Source organism: Phycicoccus sp. CSK15P-2, assembly GCF_016888005.1.
Taxonomy (GTDB): domain Bacteria; phylum Actinomycetota; class Actinomycetes; order Actinomycetales; family Dermatophilaceae; genus Phycicoccus.
The window spans coordinates 39,158-60,340 of record NZ_JAFDVE010000031.1; the positions used below are offsets into that span (position 1 = coordinate 39,158).

Below are 21,183 nucleotides of genomic sequence, written 5' to 3' on the forward strand. Positions count from 1 at the left end.
TGGATGAACTGTCGCACCTGCTGTCGCGGGGCCGCGAGGGTGGTGGCCCGGATGTCGGAGCACATGGACGTCTCGGAGGGCACCCCTGACCGGCCGCCCCCGGTCCGGGGGCACAGGATCCGGAACATCCGGGGCGTGGTGGAGAATCGGCGGCGATGACGCTCACCGACCGCCTGACCGGCGGCGTCGGCACCGCCGCCCCGGGCATCGGCGCCGACGCCGCCCTCGACGTCTTCGTCGAGTGGGCCGGCGAGCGCGGCTTCAGCCTCTACCCGGCGCAGGAGGAAGCCGTCCTCGCCCTGGCCGACGGCGCCCACGTCGTCCTCGCCACCCCCACGGGCTCGGGCAAGTCGCTCGTCGCCGTCGCGGCACACGCGCAGGCCCTCGCCACCGGCCGTCGCTCCTGGTACACCGCCCCCATCAAGGCGCTCGTGTCCGAGAAGTTCTTCGCGCTCGTCGAGACCTTCGGGGCCGAGAACGTCGGGATGCTCACCGGCGACGCCGCGGTCAACCCCGGCGCCCCCATCATCTGCGCCACCGCCGAGGTCCTCGCGAACCACGCGCTGCGGGAACGGGATGCGTCCGATGTCGGGCTCGTCGTCATGGACGAGTTCCACTTCTACGGCGAGCCCGACCGCGGCTGGGCCTGGCAGGTGCCGCTCCTCCTCCTGCCCGACACCCAGATGCTCCTCATGTCCGCGACCCTCGGCGACACCACGACCCTCGAACGCGACCTGCACACCCGCACCGGCCGCGACGTCGTCGCCGTCACGGGAGCCGAGCGCCCCGTCCCGCTCGAGTTCGAGTGGGTGCTCACCTCGGTGCACGAGACCCTCGAGCTCCTCCTGCGCGACGACCGCGCACCGGTCTACGTCGTCTCGTTCACCCAGGCCGGAGCCGTCGAGCAGGCCCAGGCCCTGTCGTCCGTCGACGTCGTGTCGCAGCAGCGCAAGGCCGCCATCAAGGAGGCCGTGGGCGGCTTCCGGTTCGGCAAGGGCTTCGGCCAGACGCTGCGCCGGCTCGTGCTGCACGGCATCGGCGTCCACCACGCCGGGATGCTGCCCAAGTACCGGCGGCTCGTCGAGACCCTCGCCCAGGCCGGGCTGCTCGCCGTCATCTGCGGCACCGACACGCTCGGCGTCGGCATCAACGTGCCCATCCGCACCGTCCTCCTCACCTCGCTCACGAAGTACGACGGCCGCAAGCAGCGGATGCTGCGCGCCCGCGAGTTCCACCAGATCGCCGGACGCGCCGGACGGGCCGGCTTCGACACCGTCGGCTACGTCGTCGTCCAGGCGCCCGACCACGTCATCGAGAACTCCAAGGCCCTCGCCAAGGCCGGCGGCGACCCGAAGAAGGAACGGCGCATCGTCCGCAAGAAGCCACCCGAGGGCGTGCTCACGTACAACGAGGCCGCGTACGACCGGCTGGTCTCGGCCGATCCCGAGCCGCTCCAGCCCAAGATGCGTGTGACCCACGCGATGGTCCTGAACGTCCTCGACCAGTGGGAGGGCCAGCAGGAGGCGCTGCACACCCTGCTGCTCGACAACCACGAGGACGACGAACGCCGCGAGCGCCTCGTCGAGCGGTGCGTCCAGGTGCTCGGCTCGCTCGTGCGGGCCGGAGTCGTCGAGCCCGACGACGGGTCGTCCGTCGCCGACTGGCTGCCCCCCGAGCCGGAGCCGAGCAGCGAGCCGGAGCCTGTCCCGGCCGGAGCAGCGATCGGGCAGGAGGACGAGCCGGACCCGCCTGGGCAGGGGATCGGATCGCTCGGGGAGGCGCTGGCCGCCGCGGGCCTCGCACCGTCAGCGGTGACCGCCGCAGGGTCCGGGAACGAGCCGGCCAGGGCATCAGAACCTTCGGTCGCGGACGGGGAGGCTCGGGGTGCGCCACGGGAGGTTCCGGCATCAGGCGAGAAAGTGGGGGTTGACCAGGTGGCGGCCGGCCCGATCGAGCGGTTCCTGCGCGGTGACGGCCGCCGCTACGCCGAAGGCCCGTTCCAGGTCGCGATGGACCTGCACGAGGGGTTCGCGCTCAACCAGCCGCTCTCGGCGTTCGCGCTCGCCGCGCTCGAGCTCCTCGACACGGACTCGCCCGACTACGCGCTCGGCGTCGTCAGCGTCATCGAGGCCACCCTCGACGACCCGCGTCCGGTGCTCATGGCCCAGCAGTTCGAGGCGCGCGGCGAGGCGGTCGCCGCGATGAAGGCCGACGGGATGGAGTACGAGGAGCGGATGGACGCCCTCGAGGACGTCACCTGGCCGAAGCCGCTCGCCGAACAGCTCGAGCTCGCACTGCGGACGTACCGGCAGTCCCACCCCTGGGTCGACCCGCGCGACCTGTCGCCCAAGGCCGTCGTCCGCGAGATGTTCGAGCGGGCGATGTCGTTCGGGGAGTTCACCGCACACCACAAGCTCGCGCGGGCCGAGGGAGTCGTCCTGCGCTACCTCACGGACGCCTACCGCGCGCTGCGCGCGACCGTGCCGGAGTCGGCCCGTACCGAGGAGCTCGACGACCTCGTCGAGTGGCTCGGCGAGGTCGTCCGGCACACCGACTCGAGCCTCCTCGACGAGTGGGAGGCGCTGACCCGTCCGGACGCCGCGCCCGGGACCGAGGTACGACCATCCACGGAGGGGCGGGCCCTGTCGGCCAACCCTCGGGCGCTACGGGTCATGGTTCGGCAGAGCATGTTCCGGCGGGTCGAGCTGCTGGCACTGCGCCGCTACGAGGCGCTCGCCGCGCTCGACGGCGGGCTCCCCGCCGACGCCTGGCAGGAGGCCCATGCCGAGTACCTCACCGAGTACGACGAGGTCGGTACCGGACCCGGCGCCCGCGGACCCGCGCTCTTCACGGTGGACGAGGGCGAGGACGGCGACGGCACGTGGACCGTCACCCAGATCCTCGACGACCCCGAGGGCGACCACGACTGGCGGATCACCGCCGAGCTGGACCTCGCCGCCACCGACGAGGCCGGGGAGCCCGCGCTGACCGTCACGGCCTTCGCTCCGACCGGGTGAACCACGCCGCTCGAACGTGACGAGCGGATGACGGATCCGCTCCGCGAGGTGTGCCTGTCGGAGGTCTGGGTAAGGATGGGAGTACTGACCGGCTACCCCGACGAGAGGACCCCGGCCATGACCACGACGCAGTGGGACGCCACGAGCCTGACCACCCGCTTCGACGAGGTCCGCTCGCACACCGAGCGCCTCGCCTCCCCGCTCTCCCCCGAGGACCAGACCGTCCAGTCGATGCCCGACGTCTCGCCGACGAAATGGCACCGCGCGCACGTCACCTGGTTCTTCGAGACCTTCGTGCTCTCCGAGCACGAGACCGGCTTCGCACCGTTCCAGGACCAGTACTGGTTCCTCTTCAACAGCTACTACGAGGGCATCGGCCCCAGGTACTCGCGCCCCGACCGTGGGCTCATCACCCGGCCCGGCGCGCACGACGTCGGCGACTACCGCGGCAACGTCGACGACCGGGTGCGCGACCTCATCGCCACCCTCGACGAGGGCGCGCTCGAGAAGCTCGCGTCCACCATCGAGCTCGGCTTCCACCACGAGCAGCAGCACCAGGAGCTGCTCCTCATGGACATCAAGCACGTCCTGTCCCGCAACCCGCTCCAGCCGGCGTACGCCGGCCGGCCACGCGAGCACTGCGAGCCGGACGCCGTGGGCTGGGTCGACGTCGAGGGCGGGCTCGTCGAGGTCGGCCACGAGGGGCCCGGCTTCTCGTTCGACAACGAGCTGCCGCGGCACCGCCAGTTCCTCGAGCCGTACCGCCTGGCCGACCGGCTCGTCACGAACGGCGAGTGGCTCGAGTTCATCCGCGACGGCGGCTACTCGCGTCCCGACCTCTGGCTCTCCGACGGCTGGGCCATGGTCAAGGCCGAGGGCTGGCGGGCACCGTTCTACTGGACCGAGCACGACGGCGTCTGGCTCGAGCACACCCTGCACGGCACGTTCCCGGTCAACCCGGGCCTGCCGGTCGCACACGTGAGCTTCTACGAGGCCGACGCCTACGCCACGTGGTCGGGCAAGCGGCTGCCCAGCGAGGCCGAGTGGGAGCACGCCGTCGTCGAGGACGGGCAGTCGGAAGCATCCGTCGGCAACCTCGCCGACCTCACGAGCTACCACCCGGGGCCGGCCCCGGAGCCCGGCGGCGAGCACCGGCTCCGCCAGGTGTACGGCGACTGCTGGGAGTGGACGTCCTCGGCGTACCACGCCTACCCCGGGTTCCACCCTCCCGAGGGCGCGATCGGGGAGTACAACGGCAAGTTCATGTCGAACCAGATGGTGCTGCGTGGCGGGTGCGCGCTGACCCCGCCGGGGCACGCCCGCGCCACGTACCGCAACTTCTTCCCGCACCGCTCGCGGTGGGCGCTGTCCGGCGTCCGGCTGGCCGACGGCGGCGCGCCGAGGGCGGCGGCGTGACGGGCGCGGTCGAGCCCCTGGTCACCGTCCTCCTCGACCCCGACTGGGCGTCCGGGTCGCTCGTCGACGACGTCCGCCGTGGGCTCGGGGCACAGCCGCGCCGGCTGCCCCCGAAGTGGCTGTACGACGATGTCGGCGCCGGGCTGTTCGACGAGATCACCCGCCTGCCCGAGTACTACCCGACCGAGGCGGAGCGCGCGATCCTGCACGAGCACGCCGCGGACATCGCCGCGGCCTGCGACGCGAGCACGCTCGTCGAGCTCGGCAGCGGCACCAGCGACAAGACCCGAACCCTGCTGGACGCCCTGCGCTCCCCGGAGCGTCCGACCGGTCCGCTGCGCCGCTTCGTCCCGGTCGACGTCTCGGACGCCACCCTGCGCGACGCCGCCGCCATGCTCAGCGAGCGCTACCCGGGGCTGGCCGTCGAGGCCGTCGTCGGCGACTTCACCCTGCACCTCGGGCAGCTGCCCCGAGGCGACCGGAGGATGGTCGCCTTCCTCGGCAGCACGATCGGCAACTTCTACGTCGAGGAGCGGCGGGCGTTCCTCGGCGCCCTCGCCGACTCCCTCGAACAGGGGGAGTGGCTGCTCCTCGGCACCGACCTCCTCAAGGAGGAGGGGCGCATCCTCGCGGCCTACGACGACGAGGCAGGGGTCACCGAGCGGTTCATCCGCAACTGCCTCACCGTCGTCAACCGCGAGCTCGGGGCCGACTTCGACCCCGGTGCGTTCAGCTACGTCCCACTGTGGGACCGCCGGATGGAGCGGGTCGACATGCGGCTGCGCGCCGAGGAGCCGCAGGTCGTGTCGGTGCCGGGCGCGGACACGAGCGTCGAGCTCATGACGGGCGAGGAGATCCGGGTCGAGATCTCCACGAAGTTCCGGCCGGAGGGCATCCGGGCCGAGCTCGCGGAGGCCGGCTTCGAGGTCACCGGGTCCTGGACGGACCGGGCCGGCGACTTCGCGCTCACGCTCGCTCGCCGCGGCTGACGGCTGCGACGCCGCTCAGCCCGCGACGGCGTGCTCCGGGCTCCACGGGGTCATCGCCGGAGGCACGGGCGACCCGGAGGCCGACTCGAGCAACGAGTCCAGCCACTCCACGGCCGAGGCGCGCAGGGTCGGGTCCGGGTCGTACGTCGCCGCGCGCTCGACGTGCTCGATCGCGGCCCGCAGGCGCTGCGCCCCGCGGATGGTGTCCCCCATCGTGTGGCGGTCACTGGTCGGTCTCATGGGTACTCCCGGGTGCCGGCTTCGGAGGTCGCGCGGAGTCCTCGTCGACTCCCCGTGGGTGGCTCACTCCACCGTCCTCGCGACAGCCGCGGCTGTCGCGCCTCTCTTCCCAGGAGGGGCCACTCCGCCCCCGTGATAACGACCGAACGGGGGACCCCCCGCCCGAGGCGTCACTCCGGGGCGGACCCGGGCTCCATCTGCTGGGCGAGGTACTGCTGGATGCTGATCCGCTCGATGGCGTCGAGCTGGGACTCGAAGAAGTCGGCGTGCTTCTCCTCGTCGCGGACCATCTCCTCGAACACCGCGGCCGAGCCGTGGTCGCCGAGGTCGTGGCACTCCTTGGCGGCCGCGTTGAACTGCGCGACGGCGGCGAGCTCGGAGGAGTGCGCGAGCCGCAGCATCTCGTGGGCGTCCTCACCGATGGTGATCGCCCCGAGCTTCTGCACGTTGGGGTGGCCCTCGAAGAAGAGGATGCGGTTGATGAGGGCGTCGGCGTCCCGCATCTCGTCGATCGACAGGTCGTAGAACACCTTGCCGAGCCGGGTGAAGCCCCAGTTGTCGAGCATCCGGGCATGGAGGAAGTACGTGTTCGTCACGGTGAGCTCGAAGGTCAGCGCCTCGTTGAAGAGCTCGACGACACGGCGGTCAACTGGCTGCACGAAGTATCCCATCGTCGACGGTCGGATCGGTCGCCAGGACCAGCAGGTCGTCCATCGTGCGGGCCCGGACGACGTCATGCTCGCAGACGATGGCCTTGACCGCGAAGACACACCCGCCACAGTCGGTGCCGGCGCCCGTGGCGCGGCAGACCTCGGCCAGCGAGGTGGACCCGGCGTCGAGGGCAGCCGTGATCGCGGCGTCGTTGACGACCCGGCAGTGACAGATGATCACCGCACACCTCCCGCGATCGCCCGCGGCCCGTCCGCGGAGTCAGGTAAACCTCACCACACGAAGGTAAGGCTTGCCTAATCGTAGTCCACGATGTGGGTCGGCGGAGCGCTCGGTAGCGTCCGCTCCGTGGCGACGATCCGGACGGCGACGGTCGAGGACACCGCGTCCCTGCACGACGTGTGCCTGCGCACCGGGGCGGCCGGCGAGGACGCCACCGCGCTGCACGAGGACCCCCACATGCTCGGGCTCTTCTGGGCCGACCCGTTCGTGCACGCTCCGGAGGCCGTCGCCCTGGTCGTCGAGGACGCCGAGGGCGTCGGCGGCTACGCCGTGGGCGTCCCCGACACCGGCGCGTTCGAGCGCTGGCGGGACGAGGTCTGGCTCCCGCCGCTGCGAAGGAGGTACCCCCGCGGCAGCGGCCGGACCCCGGCGGACGCGGCGGCCGTCCGTCTCCTGCACGAGCCGCCGCCGACCGACCCCGCCGTGCTCCGCCGGTACCCGGCCCATCTCCACGCCGACCTGCTGCCGCGGGTCCAGGGCCACGGCTGGGGACGCCGGCTCGTCGAGGACGTCCTCGCCCGCCTCGTCTCCGCCGGCGCCACCGGCGCGCACGTCGGCGTCGACCCGCGCAACGCCCGCGGCCGCGCGTTCTGGCAGCGACTCGGGTTCACCCCGGACGCCGGCCTCGGCGAGCACCTGCTCGTCCGGGGGCTCCGGCCTCCGGTCACCCGCTGACGACGCGACGCAGCCCGGCCTCGACCTCGTCCAGCCAGCGGCCGACGGACGCCCGCGCCTCGGGGGTGTCCGGGTAGCGGCAGCGCAGATGCAGGCCGTCGTCGTTGACGACGAACCAGATCATCACCCCGTCGGTGCGGATGGACGCCGAGACGTACTGCACCTCGAGCGCCGGGTCGAGGTCGACCGGAAGTCGGCGGGTGTCCAGCCAGGACACCGCGAACATCCCCGGCGCCTGAGGCATCCCGCCCCAGGGCGCCAGGATCGGCGCGAGCGGCCACGACCCGAGCCGCAGCGCCTCCTTGACGGACGCGGCGCACGCGGCGGGGTCGACGTCGAAGGACTCGATGACCGCGTTCGTGATGAACCATCCGCACGCGTCGTGCCAGCGGTCCTCGTAGCGGCTGTGCACGGGGAAGACGGCGCGCAGCGGACGCCCTGCCACCTCGCGGGTCACCGCCGTGAGCACCGAGACCGCGAGCGCGATCATCCGCGTGCCCCCCTCACGCGCCACGACGGCGAACCGCTCGGCGCCCGCGGCGTCGAGGACGTCACGGACCTCGACGATCTCGGGACGTGGGGACGAGACGTCGCCGAGGGGCAGCGGGAAGAGCGGCATGACCCCTCCCTCGGACTCGAGGATGTCGGCCCATCGCCGCCGGACCTCGCCGGGCGCCGGAGGACGGGCCTCGAGCGCGGCGGTGTGCTCGGCGAAGGAGGGCACCGGCGGAAGGTCGGCACCGGGACGCCGCCCGGCGCGGACGTCGTCGAGGCAGTGCACGAGATCCCGGACGAGGACGACCAGGCTCCACATGTCGACGTGCGCGTGGTCGGAGGCGATGACGAGCGCAGGCCGGCCGTCCGCGACCGACCCGTCCGGCTCGACGAGCACGACGCGGTGGGACGGCACCGAGAAGGACGTGCACACGCTGTCGAGCACGTCCCGCAGGACCTCACGGGACGCCACGCCCAGTGACGCCTCGTGCTCGACCCAGCCCGTCGGCGCGAGCTCGACCTCGTGCAGCGCGACAGCACCGGAGTCGGTGCGGGAGAACGCGGTCCGCAGCGTCCCGTGTCGACGGACCACGGCGCTCCAGGCTCGCGCGAGGTCGTCCTCGGCCACCGGGCCCGGCAGCCGGACCGCGATGGCCATCCACGACCCGGGACGCTCGCCCTCGCCCACGTGACGTCCCTGGTCGAACGAGACGGGAAGGGCGCGTCCGGGCACCCCGGCCGGCTCGACGGCGAGGCTGCGCACGCGTCCCGGCACGAGGGACATCTGCGCGACATTGGTGAGCCGCATGCCGCCGTACTCTAGGGGGCACCCCCCGACGACGGTTCGACCTGGAGGCGGCGTGCCCACGCTCGATGTCACCGACGCGGAGCTCGACTACGAGCTCAGCGGTGACTCCGGCCCGCTCGTCGTCCAGCTGCACGGGCTGACCTCCTGCCGCGAACGCGACGCGCGGATCGGGCTGGACCTCAGCCGCGTGCTGCACGGCCACCGGGTGCTGCGCTACGACGCGCGCGGACACGGCCTGTCCAGCGGCGCGGGCCGTTCGGCGGGGTACACCTGGCCGCACCTCGCCGACGACCTCCTCACCCTGCTCGACCACGTGGCACCCGGCGAGCGGGTGCACGGCGTCGGCCCCTCGATGGGGACCGCGACTCTCCTGCACGCCGCCGTCCGTGACCCCGACCGCTTCTCGACCCTGACGCTGCTGGTCCCACCCACCGCGTGGGCGACCCGCCGCGCACAGGCGGCGACGTACCTCGCCAACGCCGACGCCGTCGAGCGGGACGGCCTCGCCGCGTTCGTCGAGCGGGCCCGCGCCCTCGACGCACCCCCCGCGCTGGCCGACGCACCCCTCACCGAGCCGTCCGTGGCAGAAGAGCTCCTGCCGTCGATCCTGCGTGGCGCGGCGTCCACCGACCTCCCCCCGACCGAGGAGGTCTGCGACCTGGACGTCCCGACGCTCGTCCTCGCGTGGAGCGACGACCCGAACCACCCGCTGAGCACGGCGGCCCTCCTGCACGAGCTCATCGACGACAGCCGGCTCGTCGTGGCCCGCACGCCGTACGGGATCATGGCCTGGCCCGGCCTGTTCGCCGACCACGTCCTCACCCACGGCGACGCGCCTCCGGCGGCCGCCGACCCACGCAGCGCCTGACCGCGAGCGGGACGGCTCAGCGGGCAGCCGGGTCGTCCGGCGGGGCGTCGCCGGGCTGCCACGTGGGTGGGTCGGCCGCGGTGAGGTCGGGGTCGTCGACCGCGAACGTCCGGACCCGCCCGACCTCGGTGTGTGGGCCCTCGAAGCGGACGGTCACCCGGCCCACCCCGCTGCCCTGCACCCAGCCGCGGCCGTGCTCGGTGTGCTCGACGTCCTGTCCCGGACGCCACGACACGGTGGCGGGCTCGGGCTCGTCCCCGGCTGCCGGGAGGGGCTCGGCCGAACCGCCGTCACCGCCGCCGGCGTCCGGTCGGGCGAAGTCGTCGACCCGGCTCGGCGCCTGCGGGGCCGGCAGGGAGTCGTCGAGCAGGCCGTCGAGGAGGTCGGGCTGGGTGTAGAGCGAGAGCCCGGAGACGCCGACCCCGACGAGCCGCAGCCCGTCGCTGACGTCGAGCGCCGCGAGGAGCCGCTCCGCCTGGCGCAGCACGACGGCGGTGTCGTCCGTCGGCTGGTCGAGGGTGACCGAGCGCGTCACCGTGCTGAAGTCGTGCCTGCGTGCCTTCAGGACGACCGTGCGCCCGGAGAGGCCGTCGGTCCGCAGCCGCTCACCCACCCGCTCGGTGAGTGCACGCAGGTGCGCGCCGAGCCGGACCCGGTCGGTGACGTCGGTGTCGAACGTGGTCTCGGCGGAGACCGACTTGGCGGCGCGCTCGATGACGACCTCGCGGTCGTCCGCCCCGAGCGCGAAGGCGTGCAGCTGGGTGCCGTGCGCCTTGCCCAGCAGCGCGACGCACTCGTCCACGCCGAGCTCGGCGAGCCGTCCGACGGTGGTCACGCCGTAGGCCGAGAGCCGTGCGGCGGTGGCCGGGCCCACGCCCGGGATCGCCCGCACCGACATCGGCGCGAGCCGCTGCGCCTCCTCCCCGGCCGGGACGACGAGCAGGCCGTCCGGCTTGGCGAGGTCGGAGTGGATCTTCGCGACGAGCTTGCTCGTCCCGCCGCCGATGCTCGCGGTGAGGCCGGTGGCGTCGTGGATCCGGGCCCGCAGCCGCTCGGCGGTCTCCTCGACCTCGTCGACGCCGGGGGAGGGCAGGGCCGGGGTGAGGTCGAGGTAGGCCTCGTCGATGGAGACCTGTTCGACGAGGGGGGTCACCGCACGGACGAGCTCCATGACGGCGGCGGAGGCGTCCCGGTACGCCGGGAAGCGCGGGCTGAGGAACGCCGCGTTGGGGCAGCGCCGCCGCGCCTCGCTCGTCGCCATCGCCGAGCGGATACCGAACGCGCGCGCCTCGTAGGACGCGGTGGAGACGACCCCGCGGCCCCGGACCCCGCCGACGACCACGGGCTTGCCCCGCAGGGACGGCTTGTGCAGCTGCTCGACGGCCGTGAAGAAGGCGTCGAGGTCCAGGTGGAGGATCACCGGACGGGCACGCACTGGCCCAGTGTCCCCCGCGCCGCCGACGGCGTCGGAGACCCGGGGACGGCCGGCGCGGTCGGTCCGGGGCAGGGCGGGGGAGCCCGTGCGGAGAGCGCTAGCTCACGCGGCCGCGTGACACAGGGCTCTCAGCCGCGGGGCAGATCGCCGCCGTAGCGGGCGGCGGCCACCATCGCCGGCTGGAACGCCAGGCGCGCCAGCCGCTTGCCGTCGGTGTCGAGCCCGAAGCCGTCCTTGCGCTCGAGCCACTGCGCGATGTTGCCGGGGAACACGGCGACGAAGAACGCCCCACCCACCCGGCCGACCCGGGCGCGGGCGGGCTGGCGCCACGCGAGCAGCGTCGCGGCCCCGAGGGCGATCTCCGCGACCCCGGACCAGACGACGACGTCGTCCTCGTCCCAGGGCACCCAGGTGGGCACGACCCACTCGGGCACCTGGGCACGGAACTCCTCCCGGGCGGAGGACAGGTGGCCGACGCCGGCGACGACGAGACCCGCCCCGACCGCGACCTTGGCCGCGGCGCGCGCCATCCTTCCTGTGCGGCTCCGCCGCTCGTTGCCGTCGCTGGTGCTGTGCCGCATGATGCTCCTCGTCGTCGATCCACCGGGTCGGTCGCCCCGGTCCCGCTCCTCGTACCCGGCGTCCCCGGTCGTCATGCGGGGACGCGCTCGCCGTCGACGGTGGTCACGAGGCCCTCGCCGAGGAAGCACAGCATCCCGGTCGCGGCTGCCGCCTCGGGCAGGGCCGCCGGGTAGAGCCAGGCCGCGTCGACCGGGCCGCCGACGACCGAGCGGTACTCGGCGACGCCCTTGTAGGGGCAGACGGTCCGGGTGCCACTGGGCTCCAGCAGGTCGGTGCGGACGTCGGCCTCGGGGACGTACCACCGGGCCGGGAGCGCGGTCTCGAACACGCCGACCGCGCCGGTCGTGTCGGCGAGGACGACCGGGTCGCGGCCCTCCGGCTCCCACGTGACGACGACGTGGCGGCTGCTCGGCCACGCGTCGACCCGGTGGTAGGGGTCGCGCGGGTGTCCGAGCACCGGCTCGTCCTCCTCGAGGACGGCGTCGAGCGGCTCGCTGCCGGCATCCTCGGCGGCCCGCGCCCCGGGAGGCAGGGTGTCGAGCCGCTCGAGGTACAGACCCGCCAGTCCGGGCAGCTCCGGCTGCGGGTCGCGGTAGAACCACAGCAGGTCCGGGACGGTGCGCGCGCCGGCGCGGACGTGCGAGTAGGTGGCGTCCCCCTTGAAGGGGCAGTGCGAGGTCGTGTCGCTCGGCCCGAGGAGCTCGGGGTCGACATCGGTGACCGGGACGTAGTAGCGGGGCAGCAGCCCGGTCTCGTGGAGGAGCATCGCGCCCGTCGTGTCGACGAGGGTGCGGCGGTCGCCCGCGCCGTCGCCGACGAGCACGCGGACGCGCTTGGCGAGCGGCGTCAGCAGCACCTTGTGGGCCGGGCCGTCGACGGTGAAGTTCGCCGGGCCGGGCGAGGCGGACAGGGGGCCGGGAGGAAGGGTCAGCGCCATGCCAGGTCGAACACCGGCACGGCCCCGGTCCTTCCGCTCGCTCTGCGGCGCTCCCCCCGCCGGAGGCCAGGGGTGTCTGCGGAACCGTTACCGCCGCGGTAGCGAACCCTTCGTCCACGGGAGCATCCCTGCACACCCCTCTCCTGGGCGCGACCTGCCGAGGAGCCGACGGGTTGGAGACTCGCATCGTCCCGCAGAGGATGTGAAACGACCCCCGACGAAAAGCGTGTCGGGGCCTCGACCATTCAGTGCGCAAGGGGGGACCCCGTCGTCACGGGACCTCGTCCCTCGGCCCCGCGCCTCCTCCTCAAATCCCGCCAGTCACCAGTGAACGTGCACGACCCCCGACGAAAAGCGTGTCGGGGGTCGTTCACGTTCAGTGCGCAAGGGGGGATTTGAACCCCCACGCCCGTAAGGACACTGCCACCTGAAGACAGCGCGTCTGCCGTTCCGCCACTTGCGCGTGGTGCTCGATGAGCCGTCCCAGTGTGCCCGATGAACCCCCGATGCTCCAAAGCAGTCGAGCGGTCAGACGCTACCCACGTCCCGCTCCACCCACGCCCGAGCGCGCTCGGGGCGGCGCGCACCCGGGTGCCGTCGCGGTCACGAGCAGGCGGGAGCCTCGGCCTCGGCCTGGTGGTCGGACGGGCGGGCACGGCCGCCTCGCGGCCGTAGCCGCACCCCGGGCAGCGGAGGCGCCGGGATCCGGGCGACATCGCCCTCGTACCCCTCGACGGCGCCGAACGGGCCCGCGACGTCGCCGTCCCCCGACTCCCAGGCCTCCCGCGCGGCGGCGACCTCGTCGTGCGAGCGACCGACGAAGTTCCACCACATGACGATCTCCTCCCCGAACGGCTCGCCCCCCAGCACGACGACCCGCGCACCGTCCTCGCCGGCCGTCAGGGCCACGTCGCGGGTGGCTCCGCTCCCGGCCGGGTCGAGCACACCGAGCTCGGCCGCTACCAGCTCCCGACCCGCCACCGTGACCGACCCGGTGTCCACGAGGACACCGATCTCGAAGGTCGCGGGGACCTGCAGTGCCAGCGACGTCCCGGGCCGAAGCCGGACCTCGGCACCGAGCAGCGGCGACTCGACCCGCACCGGCGACTCCGACTCCCACAGCGACCCCACGAACACCTGCGCCGACACACCGTCGGCCGGCTCCAGGACCGGGGGCACGTGGTGCTCGAAGCGTGGCTCGACCGCGGCGGAGGCCGCCGGCAGCACGACCCACAGCTGCACCCCGTGGAGCACACTCGTCGAGGACGTCGAGACCTCCGAGTGCGAGATCCCCCGCCCCGCCGTCATGAGGTTGACCTCGCCAGGGCGCACCGTCGCCACCGTGCCCAGCGAGTCGCGATGCTCGACCTCGCCGGCGAACAGCCACGACACCGTCGCCAGCCCACAGTGCGGGTGCGGCGCGACGTCCATCCCGCCGGTGGCGGCGACATCGTCCGGACCGTAGTGGTCGGCGAAGCACCACGCGCCGACGAACGACCTCTCCCGCGACGGGAGCGTCCGCCGTACGGTCATCGCGCGAGGCCCCCCGAGAGGCACCTCGCGTGGCCGCACCACCTCGACCCGGACTGCCATGGCCCCACGCTACGCGGAGGGCAGCCAGCCGTCCGGCCCCGACGACCCGGCGGGGTACTCCTCCATCGGCACCTTGTCCTGGGCGAAGGCGCGCAGCACCGGCGCGACGATCCGCCAGCACTCCTCTGCCGAGTCCCCCCGCACCGACAGCAGCCGCTCGCCGTCGAGGATCTGGCCCAGCACCTCCCCGTAGGCGTGCATCCGCGGGGGCGCGAGCGTGGCCGACAGCGTCTTCTGCTCGAGGTCGAAGGGGTCGCCCTCGGCGTTCATCGTCATGCTGAGCTCCATCGACCCCGGCTTGAGCCCGATGACGAGCCGGTCCGGGCCCTCCGCGCCCTGGAACCCGCCCGGCAGGTGCGCGACGTCGCGGAAGGTCACGACGATCTCCTTGCGCGGCTCGCCCATCCCCTTGCCGCTGCGCAGCACGAACGGCACGCCGGCCCACCGGTTGTTCTCGACCGCGACCGTCATCTGCGCCAGCGTCTCGGTCTTGCGCGCCGGGTCCACGCCCTCCTCGGAGGTGTAGTCCGGGATCTTCCGCCGGCCGATCGTCCCCGCGGTGTACCGCGCCCGGCGGGCCGACCTCGCGGCACTGCGCCCCCACGGCCGGACCGCCCGCAGCACCTGTGCCTTCTGGTCCTGCACCTCCTCGCTGTCCAGCGTCGTCACCGACTCCATGGCGAAGAGCGCGAGCACCTGGAGCAGGTGGCTCTGCAGCATGTCCCGCAACGCCCCGGCTCCGTCGTAGTAGCCGGCCCGGCCCTCGAGCGCGAGGTCCTCGTCGTAGACGATCTCGACCCGCTCGATGTGGTCGCGGCTCCACACGGGCTGGAAGATGCGGTTCGCGAAACGCGTCCCCACGAGGTTGAGGACGGTGTTCACGCCGAGGAAGTGGTCGATCCGGAACACCCGCTCCTCCGGGACGACCCGGTGCAGCAGCGCGTTGAGGTCGCGGGCGCTCGCGAGGTCCGTGCCGAACGGCTTCTCCAGCGCGAGCCGGGTCACCTCGGGGAGGCGCAGGTCGGCCAGGAGGGCACAGCACCGTGTCGTCACCGAGGGCGGCAGCGCGAAGAAGACGACGAGCGGGCCGTCGCCGCACCCTTCGACCAAGGCCCCGAGCGAGTCGGGGTCGAGGATGTCCGACCGCACGTACTCGGTGTGCTTCACGACCCGGCCGGTCACCGCCTTCGGGGCCTGGACCTGCGCGAACGCCCCCTCGACCCGTGATGTCCACTCGGCGGCCGACAGCTCTGCCCGGTCCGCCCCGACGACCCGGACCCGTCGGTCACGCTCGGTGCTCAGCAGCGTGGCGAGCCCGGGGAGGAGCAGGCGTCGCGTGAGGTCACCCCCGGCGCCCAGCACGAGCAGCGTGACCGGCGGTGAGCTCTGCGTAGCCATGCCCACGATCCTCGCGCATCCGCCTGGACGCGTCCTGTGACGAGGATCGGCACGATCTCGTCGCCCGGCGTCCAGAACGCTCCCAGGCGTGGAAGATACGCTGAACCCCACGTCTGCCGACCCCGAGACCGCCGAGGAGGTGCACCATGGGTCTGCTCGACCGTCTCGAGGCGGGGATCGAGCGCGCCGTGCAAGGCACCTTCGCCCGGCACCTGCGCTCCAACGTCCACCCCGTCGAGATCGCCAGCAACATCCGCCGGGCCATGGACGACCGCGCCGTCACCTCGTCCGGGCGCGCCATCGTCCCCAACGTCTTCGTCATCGAGCTCAGCCCGGGCGACTACGACCGGCTCTCCCCCGACCTGCAGAGCGTCGAGGACGACCTCGTCGCCGCGGCCGAGGAGCACTGCGACGGCCAGCACTACCAGCCCGCCGGCCCCATCGACATCGTCTTCGAGGAGCACGACGACCTCGAGACCGGCGTCTTCCGGCTGCGCCCCTCGAAAGCCTCGCGCCCCCGCGCCACGGGGATGACCGGCCAGCAGCGCGCGGTCCGCTCCTCCCGTGAGGCCGCCCCGTCGGACGCCGCCGGCGGAGACGCTGCGGCCGGTTCCGCCGCCGCTGCCGCCGCCGGCGCTGCTGCAGCGGGTGCCTCCCCGGCCTCCGACGAGGACGACCAGCCCACCCGCCCGCACGAGACCCGTGGCGGCTCGCTCCCGCGCCGCCGGGTCAACCCCGCCGACCGCCCCTGGCTGGACGTCGACGGCGAGCGCTACCCGCTCATGGGAGCGATGACGGTCCTCGGGCGGGACGACGCCGCCGACATCATCCTCGACGACCCCGGCATCTCCCGCCGGCACAGCGAGCTGCGGGTCACGACCGACGGCCCGCACTTCGTGACCACCGTGCGCGACCTCGGGTCGACGAACGGCACCTACGTGAACGGCGAGCGCATCTCGAGCACGCACCTCGAGGACGGCGACCGGATCACCGTGGGGCGCACCTCCATCACCTTCCGCGCGGGTCGGCGGTGACCCGACGATGATGAGTGAGCTCACCCTCACCGTGCTCCGGCTCGGTCTGCTCGTCGTGCTGTGGGTCTTCATCTTCGCCGTCGTCGGCGTGCTCCGCGGTGACCTCTACGGCACCCGGGTGAACCGCCGCGCCACGACGCCCGCCCGCGGCAACCCCGCCCTCCCCGCCCCGCAGGGCCGCCGCGGACGGCCGAAGTCAGACCGGCGCGCGCCGTCCAAGCTCGTCGTCACCGCCGGGCCCTTGTCCGGCACGGTCCTCCCGCTGCACCGCAGCGGCACGCTCATCGGCCGCAGCCCCGAGTGCGCTCTCGTCCTCGACGACGACTACGCGTCCGGCCGGCACGCCCGCATCTTCCAGGACGACCACGGGGTCTGGATGGTCGAGGACCTCCGCTCCACCAACGGCACCTACCTGGGCGCCACGCGTCTCACCGACCCCCGGGAGGTCGCCGTCGGCAGCGTCCTGCGCATCGGGCAGACGTCGCTGGAGCTCCAGAGGTAGCCGATGCCCTTCGCCTTCCACTACGCAGCCCGATCCGACGTGGGCATGGTCCGGTCCAAGAACGAGGACTCGGGCTACGCCGGGCCCCACCTGCTCGCGATGGCCGACGGCATGGGCGGCCACGCCGGCGGTGAGGTCGCCAGCTCGATGGTCGTCGCGGCACTCGTCGACCTCGACGGCCAGTCCCTCTCCGGCCGCGACGCGAGCCAGGCCCTCCTGGACCGGATCACCCGGGCGAACCGCGACATCGGCGAGCAGATCGGCGACGACCCCTCGCTCGACGGCATGGGGACGACGCTCATCGCGATGCTGCGCACCGGCGAGAAGATCACGCTGGCGCACATCGGCGACTCGCGTGCCTTCCTCGCCCGGGACGGCAAGGTGACCCAGCTGACGAAGGACCACAGCTTCGTCCAGAACCTCGTCGACGAGGGGCGGATCACCGCCGAGGAGGCCAAGACCCACCCCCAGCGGTCCCTCGTGACGCGCGTCCTCACCGGGTCCAGCGAGGACGAGCCCGACCTCGTGGTGCGCCAGGGCAAGGCCGGCGACCGCTACCTCATCGCCTCCGACGGCCTCACCGACTACGTCGCCCGGGACACCGTCGACGAGGTGCTCCTCGAGACCACCGACCCCGGCGAGTGCGCCGAGCGGCTCGTCTCGCTCGCGCTCAAGGCCGGCGCCCCGGACAACGTGACGATCGTCGTCGGCGACCTCGTCGACATCGCCAAGGTCGCCGCGCCGCCCACGCAGCCCCAGGTCGTGGGCGCTGCCGCGGTCCGTACCACCGGCACCCGGCCGATCCCCACGTCACCGGCGGCGAAGGCCGCCGCGCTGACCAAGGCCGCGACGGGGTCCGACGAGGACGAGGAGCTGCACCTCGCCGAGGAGGGGCCGCGCACGAAGCGGGGCACCGCCCTGCGCGTCGCGGCCGCCCTGCTCATCGCCGCCGTCGTCGTCGCGGGCGGCTCGTACGGCGCCTGGGCATGGTCCCAGCAGCAGTACTACCTCGGCGCCCAGAACGGGTTCGTCACGGTCTTCCGCGGCGTCGACCAGACCCTCGGCCCGGTCGCGCTGTCCTCCCCGGAGTACGAGACGACGATCGCGGTCGACGACCTCCCCACGTCGTACCAGAACAGCATCGAGAACGGCATCACGGCGGCCGACCGCGCGAACGCCGACGAGCGCGTCGACGAGCTCCGGCTGCAGGCCAGCGCCTGCCGGTACGCCAAGGCCAACGGCGACCCGTGCCGCACGGTCCCACGCACCTGGACCACACCCAGCCCGACCCCCAGCCCCTCGCCCACGCCGTCGCCGAGCGGCTCGGGCCTGCCGTCCCTCCCGGACCCGGACTCCTCCACCCTCCTGCCCGACCCCACGTCGAGCCCGACCATCCCCCCGCCCGCATGAGCGTCGTCTCGTCCGTAGCCCCCCGCAGCGGCCGCACCACCGAGCTCATCCTGCTCCTCGGCGCGGTCGGCATCGTCCTGCTCGCCTACGTCAACGTCGGCCTCGCCACCACGGGCACCATCCCGCCCGACCTCGTCGTCCTCGGGGTCGGCTACCTCGGCGTCAACCTCGCGTTCCACGTCGTCCTGCGCTGGAAGGCCAGGTACGCCGACCCGCTGCTGCTGCCGATCGTCACGCTGCTCAACGGGCTCGGGCTCGTGATGATCCACCGCATCGACCTCGCCCGGGGCCGCGACCTCACCGAGGGCGTCGCGCTGCGCCAGCTCATGTGGAGCGCGCTCGCGGTCGCGATCGCCGCCGGGGTGCTCGTCGTGCTCCGGGACCACCGGCTGCTCCGCCGGTACACCTACATCGCGGGAGTCGGCGGTTTCGCGCTGCTCCTCCTGCCGCTCCTGCCGGTCATCGGCAACGCGGAGTTCGGTTCTCGCATCTGGATCCGGGTAGGGCCGTTCTCGTTCCAGCCCGGGGAGGTCGCCAAGCTCGCCCTCGCCGTGTTCTTCGCCGGCTACCTCGTCCAGACCCGCGACGCGCTGTCCGTCGCCGGGCGGAAGATCCTCGGGCTGACCCTGCCGCGGGCACGCGACCTCGGACCCATCCTCATCGCGTGGCTCGCGAGCCTCGGGGTGCTCGTGTTCGAGCGCGACCTCGGGTCCTCGCTGCTCTTCTTCGGGCTGTTCGTCGCGATGCTCTACGTCGCCACCGAGCGCATCTCCTGGATCGCGATCGGCCTGTCGCTGTTCGTCGCGGGCGCCTACGTGGCCTACCTGCTCTTCGGCCACGTCCAGACCCGCGTGCTGCTCTGGCTGGACACCTTCAGCCCCGAGGCGCTGCAGACCTCCGACCAGCTCGCGAAGGGCCTCATGGGCATGGCCGCCGGCGGGATGGTCGGCACCGGGCTCGGCCAGGGGCGCCCCGACATCACGTACCTCGCGGAGTCCGACTTCATCATCCCCAGCTTCGGTGAGGAGATCGGGATGATCGGGCTGTTCGCCGTCTTCGTCCTCTACGCGCTGCTCATCGAGCGCGGGCTGCGCACCTCCCTCGGCACTCGCGACGGCTTCGGCAAGCTGCTCGCCGCCGGCCTGTCGTTCTCGGTCGCGCTGCAGTGCTTCGTCGTCGTCGGTGGCGTCACACGCGTCATCCCGCTCACCGGCCTCACCGCCCCGTTCCTGTCCTCGGGCGGGTCCTCGCTGCTCGCCAACTGGACGCTCGTGGCGCTCCTGCTCCGGATCTCCGACCACGCCCGGCGACCCCTGCCCGACCCCAAGGTGCAGAGCGACGTCGCGTCGGCGCACACCCAGGTGGTGAAGCTCTCGTGAACGCCCCGGTCCGTCGCCTGTCCATGCTGGTCGGCGCGCTCTTCGCCACCCTGCTCGTCTCGACGACGCTCATCCAGTACGTCTTCGCCGCCGACCTCAACGCCCGGCCGGACAACCGCCGCACCCTCCTCGCCACGTACGGCCGGGAGCGCGGCGAGATCCTCGTCGGGCAGGACGCCATCGCGCGGTCCGTCCCCACCGACGACGAGTTCCAGTTCCAACGCGAGTACGCCGAACCGCGCCGCTACGCGCACGTCACCGGCTTCTACTCCTTCTACGGCGCGGTCAGCGGGCTCGAGCAGTCCCGCGACTCGCTGCTGTCCGGTGCGAGCGACAAGCTCTTCTACCGCCGGGTCTCCGACCTCTTCACCGGGCGCCGGCCGCAGGGCGCGACCCTCGAGACGACCCTCGACCCGGCCGTGCAGAAGGCCGCGGACGAGGGCCTCGGGGACGCCCGTGGGGCAGCCGTCGCGCTCGATCCGAAGACGGGAGCCATCCTCGCGATGGTGAGCAAGCCGAGCTACGACCCCAACAGCGTCGCCGGCCACGACCTCGGCGAGCTCGACGAGACATACCAGAAGCTGACCCAGCAGTCCGACCGCCCGCTGCTCAACCGGGCCGTCGGCGGCGACCTCTACCCGCCGGGCTCGGTCTTCAAGATCGTCACCGCGGCCGCGGCGCTCTCGGACGGCGAGTACACCGAGGACTCCGTCTTCCCCGGCGGGAACGAGCTCGACCTCCCCCTGACGAGCGCCACGCTGCCGAACCACGACGGCGTCGCCTGCGACCCCTCCGGCGAGGTCACCCTGCGCCGCGCCGTCATCGTCTCGTGCAACACCGCGTTCGGTGACCTCGGCATGAAGCTCGGCGCCACGGCGCTGCAGGAGCAGGCGGCGAAGTTCGGCTTCGGCGACGCGCTGTCCGTCCCGATGCGGGTCACCCCGAGCAGCGTGCCGAACGAGCTCAACGAACCCCAGCTCGCGCAGTCCGCCATCGGCCAGTTCGACGTGCGGGTCACGCCGATGCAGATGGCGATGGTGGCCTCGGGCGTCGCGAACGACGGCGTCGTCATGCAGCCCTACCTCGTCGAGTCGGTCATCGGCTCGGACCTGTCGGTCATCGAGTCCGCCGACCCGCGTGAGCTCTCCGAGGCCGTGAGCCCGGACGTCGCGAGCACCCTCACGGACATGATGGTCGCCACCGTCGACGAAGGCACCGGACGTCGGGCCCAGATCCCCGGCGTGGACGTCGCCGGCAAGACCGGGACGGCCGAGCACGGCGAGGGCCGCCGGGCGCACGCCTGGTTCATCTCGTTCGCGCCGGCGGACGACCCCCAGATCGCCGTGGCGGTCATCGTCGAGGACGGTGGCACGGCGGGCAGCGAGACGAGCGGCGGAGCGGTGGCGGCTCCCATCGCCCGCCAGATGATGGAAGCACGGCTGAACCGATGAGGA

General features: G+C 73.0%; 19 protein-coding genes and 1 tRNA gene. 10 read left to right on the forward strand and 10 right to left on the reverse strand.

The genetic code is table 11. From position 1 onward, the window contains the following. The first annotated feature begins 155 nt into the window (after positions 1–155). From JQN72_RS18595 to egtD, 3 genes are all read left to right on the forward strand, one after another. Positions 156–3,017, forward strand: coding sequence for an RNA helicase (locus JQN72_RS18595; protein ID WP_239100798.1), 2,862 nt, complete (start codon positions 156–158; stop codon positions 3,015–3,017). Between the two features lie 117 nt (positions 3,018–3,134). Continuing rightward, complete coding sequence (gene egtB / locus JQN72_RS16730; protein ID WP_204136270.1) at positions 3,135–4,433, forward strand: ergothioneine biosynthesis protein EgtB; 1,299 nt, start codon at positions 3,135–3,137, stop codon at positions 4,431–4,433. Next, a complete protein-coding gene (gene egtD / locus JQN72_RS16735; protein WP_204136271.1) occupies positions 4,430–5,422 on the forward strand; it encodes an L-histidine N(alpha)-methyltransferase in 993 nt (330 codons plus the stop codon). Before egtB ends, egtD begins: the two co-directional genes overlap by 4 nt. 15 nt (positions 5,423–5,437) lie before the next feature. Here egtD and JQN72_RS16740 read toward each other — a convergent pair whose 3' ends face one another. The 3 genes from JQN72_RS16740 to JQN72_RS16750 form a co-directional block, all read right to left on the reverse strand. After that, the gene (locus JQN72_RS16740; protein ID WP_204136272.1) at positions 5,438–5,662 is read right to left on the reverse strand and encodes a hypothetical protein; all 225 of its coding nucleotides are present in this window, start codon (positions 5,660–5,662) and stop codon (positions 5,438–5,440) included. Between the two features lie 170 nt (positions 5,663–5,832). Next, entirely contained in the window at positions 5,833–6,321 is a 489-nt protein-coding gene (bfr, locus tag JQN72_RS16745) for a bacterioferritin (protein WP_204136273.1), read from the reverse strand. Continuing rightward, a complete protein-coding gene (locus JQN72_RS16750; RefSeq protein ID WP_204136274.1) occupies positions 6,308–6,553 on the reverse strand; it encodes a bacterioferritin-associated ferredoxin in 246 nt (81 codons plus the stop codon). Before JQN72_RS16750 ends, bfr begins: the two co-directional genes overlap by 14 nt. 126 nt (positions 6,554–6,679) lie before the next feature. Between JQN72_RS16750 and JQN72_RS16755 the strand changes: the two genes are divergently transcribed. Continuing rightward, positions 6,680–7,288, forward strand: a complete 609-nt coding sequence (locus JQN72_RS16755) for a GNAT family N-acetyltransferase (protein WP_204136275.1) — start codon at positions 6,680–6,682, stop codon at positions 7,286–7,288. On the opposite strand, the gene JQN72_RS16760 is transcribed toward JQN72_RS16755, so the two are convergent. Then, entirely contained in the window at positions 7,278–8,591 is a 1,314-nt protein-coding gene (locus JQN72_RS16760) for a condensation domain-containing protein (protein WP_204136276.1), read from the reverse strand. The genes JQN72_RS16755 and JQN72_RS16760 overlap by 11 nt on opposite strands. Before the next feature lie 52 nt (positions 8,592–8,643). Between JQN72_RS16760 and JQN72_RS16765 the strand changes: the two genes are divergently transcribed. Beyond that, on the forward strand, positions 8,644–9,459 hold the full coding sequence (locus tag JQN72_RS16765; protein WP_307812788.1) for an alpha/beta hydrolase: 816 nt from the start codon (positions 8,644–8,646) through the stop codon (positions 9,457–9,459). A 16-nt stretch (positions 9,460–9,475) separates the two neighbouring features. Here JQN72_RS16765 and JQN72_RS16770 read toward each other — a convergent pair whose 3' ends face one another. From JQN72_RS16770 to JQN72_RS16795, 6 genes are all read right to left on the reverse strand, one after another. Then, on the reverse strand, positions 9,476–10,894 hold the full coding sequence (locus JQN72_RS16770; protein WP_204136278.1) for a DNA polymerase IV: 1,419 nt from the start codon (positions 10,892–10,894) through the stop codon (positions 9,476–9,478). Between the two features lie 128 nt (positions 10,895–11,022). Further along, positions 11,023–11,475, reverse strand: coding sequence for a hypothetical protein (locus JQN72_RS16775; protein ID WP_239100799.1), 453 nt, complete (start codon positions 11,473–11,475; stop codon positions 11,023–11,025). A gap of 71 nt (positions 11,476–11,546) precedes the next feature. Further along, a complete protein-coding gene (locus tag JQN72_RS16780; RefSeq protein ID WP_204136279.1) occupies positions 11,547–12,413 on the reverse strand; it encodes a DUF427 domain-containing protein in 867 nt (288 codons plus the stop codon). A gap of 380 nt (positions 12,414–12,793) precedes the next feature. Then, a tRNA-Leu gene (locus JQN72_RS16785) sits at positions 12,794–12,876 on the reverse strand. Positions 12,877–13,016: 140 nt separating this feature from the next. Further along, positions 13,017–14,006, reverse strand: a complete 990-nt coding sequence (locus JQN72_RS16790) for a pirin family protein (RefSeq protein WP_204136280.1) — start codon at positions 14,004–14,006, stop codon at positions 13,017–13,019. Between the two features lie 9 nt (positions 14,007–14,015). After that, positions 14,016–15,404, reverse strand: coding sequence for a glucose-6-phosphate dehydrogenase (locus JQN72_RS16795; RefSeq protein ID WP_204136281.1), 1,389 nt, complete (start codon positions 15,402–15,404; stop codon positions 14,016–14,018). Positions 15,405–15,550: 146 nt separating this feature from the next. Between JQN72_RS16795 and JQN72_RS16800 the strand changes: the two genes are divergently transcribed. Genes JQN72_RS16800 through JQN72_RS16820 form a run of 5 tightly spaced genes read left to right on the forward strand, consistent with a single transcriptional unit; the run spans position 15,551 to position 21,180 of the window. Beyond that, positions 15,551–16,438 (forward strand): DUF3662 and FHA domain-containing protein, encoded by an 888-nt coding sequence (locus tag JQN72_RS16800; protein WP_204136282.1) that lies wholly within the window; start codon positions 15,551–15,553, stop codon positions 16,436–16,438. Positions 16,439–16,448: 10 nt separating this feature from the next. Beyond that, positions 16,449–16,940, forward strand: a complete 492-nt coding sequence (locus tag JQN72_RS16805; protein ID WP_204136283.1) for an FHA domain-containing protein — start codon at positions 16,449–16,451, stop codon at positions 16,938–16,940. Between the two features lie 3 nt (positions 16,941–16,943). Next, positions 16,944–18,350 (forward strand): PP2C family serine/threonine-protein phosphatase, encoded by a 1,407-nt coding sequence (locus JQN72_RS16810; RefSeq protein ID WP_204136284.1) that lies wholly within the window; start codon positions 16,944–16,946, stop codon positions 18,348–18,350. Then, a complete protein-coding gene (locus JQN72_RS16815; RefSeq protein WP_204136285.1) occupies positions 18,347–19,729 on the forward strand; it encodes an FtsW/RodA/SpoVE family cell cycle protein in 1,383 nt (460 codons plus the stop codon). Before JQN72_RS16810 ends, JQN72_RS16815 begins: the two co-directional genes overlap by 4 nt. After that, positions 19,726–21,180 carry a penicillin-binding protein 2 gene (locus JQN72_RS16820; protein ID WP_204136286.1) on the forward strand — a complete coding sequence of 485 codons (1,455 nt, stop codon included), beginning with the start codon at positions 19,726–19,728 and terminating at the stop codon, positions 21,178–21,180. Before JQN72_RS16815 ends, JQN72_RS16820 begins: the two co-directional genes overlap by 4 nt. Positions 21,181–21,183 lie beyond the last annotated feature (3 nt).